This is a genomic window from Microcoleus sp. BR0-C5 (genome assembly GCF_036705045.1).
Lineage (GTDB): Bacteria > Cyanobacteriota > Cyanobacteriia > Cyanobacteriales > Microcoleaceae > Microcoleus.
On record NZ_JAUBTR010000028.1, the window covers coordinates 1,502 to 4,668 of the forward strand.

At 43.8% G+C, this 3,167-nt stretch carries 2 protein-coding genes and 1 CRISPR repeat array; both genes read right to left on the reverse strand.

Annotated features, from left to right (window positions below; genetic code table 11):
• Positions 1-91 precede the first annotated feature (91 nt).
• A CRISPR array of direct repeats spans positions 92-1,362; the repeat unit is 36 nt; unit sequence GTTTCCATTCAATTAGTTTCCCCAACGAGTGGGGAG.
• A gap of 187 nt (positions 1,363-1,549) precedes the next feature.
• Complete coding sequence (gene cas2 / locus QUB08_RS15285) at positions 1,550-1,831, reverse strand: CRISPR-associated endonuclease Cas2 (RefSeq protein WP_333225516.1); 282 nt, start codon at positions 1,829-1,831, stop codon at positions 1,550-1,552.
• Positions 1,832-1,834: 3 nt separating this feature from the next.
• Positions 1,835-2,827: a CRISPR-associated endonuclease Cas1 gene (gene cas1 / locus QUB08_RS15290; protein WP_333225518.1), complete on the reverse strand. Its 993-nt coding sequence runs from the start codon at positions 2,825-2,827 to the stop codon at positions 1,835-1,837.
• Positions 2,828-3,167: the final 340 nt, after the last annotated feature.

Consider the following 3,167-nt stretch of genomic DNA (forward strand, 5'->3'; position numbering starts at 1 on the left):
CTATTAGAAATCTAGTCTTTTGTCAACAGCTATTTATGGTTTCCCTTAAACTGTCGCATTAATAGAAGACTTCCACTAATTTTGTTTTAGCGTTTCCATTCAATTAGTTTCCCCAACGAGTGGGGAGACGGATACGCATTCAGAATTCCTAACGTTCCTAGTCGCTACAGGTTTCCATTCAATTAGTTTCCCCAACGAGTGGGGAGAGCTAACAACGTGCAAAATAAGCGGGTCGCATAAATGTTTCCATTCAATTAGTTTCCCCAACGAGTGGGGAGTTGATTACATTAACGTAACTACCGGAAGTTATGGAGATGAGCGCTATTGGAGGTTTCCATTCAATTAGTTTCCCCAACGAGTGGGGAGTGGAAGCATTACTTGGATGACAAAAGAAGGTGTTTTATGTAGTTTCCATTCAATTAGTTTCCCCAACGAGTGGGGAGTTACAAAAAACTGTAACCGGACCCAAGTTAATTCTCGATACTTAAGTTTCCATTCAATTAGTTTCCCCAACGAGTGGGGAGCTCTGTGAATCCCCAAGTCACGCTTGGGACAAAGTAGAGAGTTTCCATTCAATTAGTTTCCCCAACGAGTGGGGAGTTTATGCTTGGAGAACAGGGGTTTAATAATAATGTTTCCATTCAATTAGTTTCCCCAACGAGTGGGGAGTCCCATGTCTGTCACATCGAGCAATCCGTTACTGATAGCACGGTCGTTTCCATTCAATTAGTTTCCCCAACGAGTGGGGAGGAAGATATTAAATTCTACGGAAACCCACGTCCCCGTTTCCATTCAATTAGTTTCCCCAACGAGTGGGGAGTTAGAATTTCCCAATCCGGTTGTTGCACAGAAAGAGCCAACCAAGTTTCCATTCAATTAGTTTCCCCAACGAGTGGGGAGGTGATAGAAAATCTAGTGAAAGTCACTACATAGACAAAAATGGAGTTTCCATTCAATTAGTTTCCCCAACGAGTGGGGAGTCTGATACTACGATTTATATTCAATGTAAAGGTGGAGTATTAGAGATTAAGTTTCCATTCAATTAGTTTCCCCAACGAGTGGGGAGTTTTTCGAGCATTTGCAGATCATATCGTCAAAAGGTGGGTTTCCATTCAATTAGTTTCCCCAACGAGTGGGGAGATAATATCGTCATAACGAGTAAGAGGAAAAGTAACTATTTGAGTTTCCATTCAATTAGTTTCCCCAACGAGTGGGGAGTATCAAACCAAGATTGTGAAGTTAGGAGTTTCATAGTTTCCATTCAATTAGTTTCCCCAACGAGTGGGGAGGAGAGACGGTCAAACCTACTTAGTGCAAGAATATATCGTTTCCATTCAATTAGTTTCCCCAACGAGTGGGGAGTCCTCTATATTAAACCTCATACAGCGCAAGATGTCCAGAGGCCATTTGCGAGGACTCCCAAAAATCTCTGTACAAACACCCTCCCAACCTATGTTACTAATACCTGAAACCCTTACAAGGCAGTATATCGAAGGCTCCGACGAACTTCCGTCATCACAGCCATTTCTTTCAGCCCTCGCGAGTGATATTAGATAATCACCGACCCAGGCAATTCAGTGAGAGGTGGGCCCACCCCCCAAGTCTGAACATTGCCCAAAGTATGCCCCGACACAGGATAGAACCTAATACTGTCCTCATCTAAATTGATTAACTTTCCGAGTCGCCGCTGGAGTTCTGCAAACTTCGCAGTGGGTAGCACACACTCAAAAGTAGAATATTGCACCCACTTGCCATAACCTTTGAGCAAGTCATGCACCTTTTGCCTCCGCTTGTCGATCGGAATATCGTAGACAACGATATAAAGCAGCATACTTTATCGAATTTGATAAGGTTGATAAAGCTCAAGAGGGTTGTATACAAACTGCTTGAAAGCTTTCACCTGCTGGTTAAGCAAATCCCATTTAGGTTGGCTGTCCCCAGAATTATTAGTAAAACCCTCTTCCATCCGCCGCAAAAATGCTGTCAAAAATTTCTGCCGCCCAGAATCATTGAGAAAACAGCCACTATTGCGGAAAACAAAATCTTCGCCAGCTTTCATCATGCCGTTATTGACAAGATAAAAAACCAAAGTATCAATAATTGGTGCCCGAAATTCCTCAATCAAATCCGAAGCCAAAGCCGCATGGCGTTCAGTTCCCTGATGCAAACAAGCCGAATAAGGATCGAGCCCTTGCAACTCGATCAAACTCAACAAATGATTCCACAAAACTTGATAGCCAAAACTGAGCATAGCATTAACCGGATTACCCGGAGGGCGGCGCGACCTACCCACAAACACAAAATCAGGATTGCTCAAACACTCTTCAAAAGCCGAAAAATACTGAGCCGCCCCCGCACCTTCCATCCCCATCAACTTCTCAATAGTTTCAGCTTCCCCAGCCTTTTTGATTAAATGTTCCAAACAGTTAATTGCAAAAACAATCACATCAGAAGCTTGTCGGCGCTGCTGTCGCATCAGGATCACGCGACTATTTTTCAGCTTAGCCTGCACAATGCGTCTGGCTACTTGCAGGCGATCGGCAAAACACAACTGTTGCTGATAGCGAGAGAGTTGCCGATAACCGCGTTCGATCGGAAGAATCCGCCCGTAACAGTAACCCATCCGCGAAAGATAAGCAATCGGAATATTCCGCCACAGACAAGTCCTAATTGCTTGAGTTGTGACTTGAGATTGACCAAAAATGAGCAGTTGTTCGAGCAAAGGAAGCTGAACTTCACCCAGCACAGATTCGCCTTTTTTGATGACCAGCATTTCTTGGTGCAAAGAAACGTAACAACCGGGCTGAGAAACATAGACGGTACGCATAAGGAATCAAAAATAAACCGCTATTGCCAGAATCATCGTAGGGGCGGGTTCACCAACAATAATCGCCAATAATTGATAGAATAAATAAACCCGCCCCCACCCAACAACAAATCTCAATTTGAATCATCGTAGGGGCGGGTTCACCAACAATAATCGCCACTAATTGATAGAATAAATAAACCCGCCCCACCCAACAACAAATCTCAATTTGAATCATCGTAGGGGCGGGTTCACCAACAATAATCGCCAATAATTGATAGAACAAATAAACCCGCCCCCACCCAACAACAAATCTCAATTTGAATCATCGTAGGGGCGGGTTCACCAACAATAATCGCCA

Excerpts from the sequence above, each read along its gene's own strand:
- cas2 (WP_333225516.1), bottom strand. The coding sequence starts at position 1,831 with ATGCTGCTTTATATCGTTGTCTACGATATTCCGATCGACAAGCGGAGG.
- cas1 (WP_333225518.1), bottom strand. The coding sequence starts at position 2,827 with ATGCGTACCGTCTATGTTTCTCAGCCCGGTTGTTACGTTTCTTTGCAC.